Here is a 1,799-nt window from a genome sequence, read left to right on the forward strand (position 1 = left end):
CTCCCACTATAAATTAATGTTTTCTCGTGTTTCCTCACTCGTTCTTCGATTTTCAATCCTTGACTGATGGAGAGCTGGTGAAGTCATGTAAGGATGACATTATTTTCTGGTAGAGCCGGTGGCAGGAATAGAGATTGGGGGGGATTTTTCCCCAACCCACGGATACTTTCAATGATCGCACCCTGGATATCCACATCTTACTCTTGACGGCTTACCCTCCCATGTCACGCGGGGTCTTTGCCCTTACATCCCTTCGTTCGGCCTCTCAAGAGGTGGACGCCGTTTCTTGCTCCTTTACGGGGTCGTTGCCCTTATGGAAATGATTCCTACGGCTGCTCCGTGCTTCCTTTGTCTTGGCTCATTCCGATGAGAAACATGAATTCGGTTTTTCTTAAGCCGCCATCTGTAACTGAGCCTGTCGTACTGGCCCTAAAACATCGTTTGCATTGTACGGTAGTTGCTTGGTGCCGAGCGTATGCAGGACGCGAATCAGCTTCCCACACAAGGCGACAATGGATTGCTTTTTCTTCAACGGATTTTGACTTCGTTTGGTGAAATACTGGTGCAGTGCCTTAAACTCAGCGTTCTTTGCTACCATGGGCATCACCGCCCGGAACAGCAGAGCTCTTAGCCTTGCGCGTCCACGTTTGGTAATGCTGGATTTGCCTTTTTTCTTTCCTGAACTGTTCTCTTTGAGATTCAGTCCAGCCAGCCGAATAATCTGCTGTCCATGCTCATAATCGCTCAGGTTCCCCACTTCCGCTAGGAATCCCGCCAACGTCACTATAGCCACGCCTGGCACGGTAAGCATCTCTTTTGTGCCCGGAATTTGCGCCAGTAGACGTTCCACCTCGGCCAGAATCTCTTCAAGCTGTCTGGTGAACATGTCGTACTGCTCCAGAAGCGTTTGGATCTCTATTTTCGCGGCAGGCAGTCCTTTGGTCAGACCAATGGAGCTTCTCGCCGTTTCGACCAGTTGTTTAGCTCGTTTCGTCCCTACGGCTCGTTTCACATCTTTCTTCCACCGCTGAACAATAGCTTCTGCGCCTAACTCTACGATCTCACCTGGCGTAGGAAACTCGCTTAGCGTAATGAGCGAAGCTTTACCCTCCCAGTCTTTAAATACCTCCGTATATTCTGGAAAAAAGCGATCCTGCCAGTTCTGTACCCGCCTTTGCACCTGTCCGAGGTTCACCATGATCTTCTCCCGAAGATTCATGAGAATCCGCAAATCCGCGTAGATACTCGTTGGCAATTTCGGTTCGCTGTACTTCCCGTTCCGCACCAAGTCGGCAATGACTTTTGCATCTTTATAGTCGTTTTTCGTCGGTGAGTTGTCTTCCAATTCTTTGCTTTTGTGTACATGATGCGGATTGACTATGACCAAAGGAATGCCGTGCTGTCCCAAATACTCAGCCAGGTTAAACCAGTAGTGTCCGGTGGGCTCGATGCCGAAGAGGACGTCGCTCTTGGCATGTTCCCGCTGAAGCTCCTTCATCCACTGAACCAGTTGCTCGAGTCCGGTGCGGGTATTGGAGAACGCACAATCCTTTCCGAGTTCAATCCCCCGGAAGTCGATGGCACGGGCCACATGGGTTTCTTTCGCAATATCTGCACCTATAACAAGGGTCTTGTCGGAAATTCGTGTAATCCGTTGATTCTGCTTCTTCGATTGTTTATACTTCATAATGAGCGTCCTCCTTTTAATTCGGGCATGAATGTGACTGCATTCCAGACCCAGCATACAGGAGGCGCTTTTTTGTTTCAAACCTCAAATTAATTCATTACAGGAATGGCTC

The 1,799-nt window shown here is 49.2% G+C and carries 1 protein-coding gene; it reads right to left on the reverse strand.

Annotated elements, in window-relative coordinates; translation table 11 throughout:
* Positions 1-391: 391 nt before the first annotated feature.
* Entirely contained in the window at positions 392-1,687 is a 1,296-nt protein-coding gene (locus E0698_RS26180; RefSeq protein WP_192513422.1) for an IS110 family transposase, read from the reverse strand.
* Between the last annotated feature and the right edge of the window lie 112 nt (positions 1,688-1,799).

Origin of the sequence: Paenibacillus sp. 23TSA30-6 (genome assembly GCF_014858585.1) — a bacterium.
Classification (GTDB): Bacteria; Bacillota; Bacilli; order Paenibacillales; family Paenibacillaceae; genus Paenibacillus.

What these genes read in the sequence shown, in the direction of transcription:
- E0698_RS26180 (WP_192513422.1), bottom strand. Translation starts at nt 1,687, where the DNA reads ATGAAGTATAAACAATCGAAGAAGCAGAATCAACGGATTACACGAATT.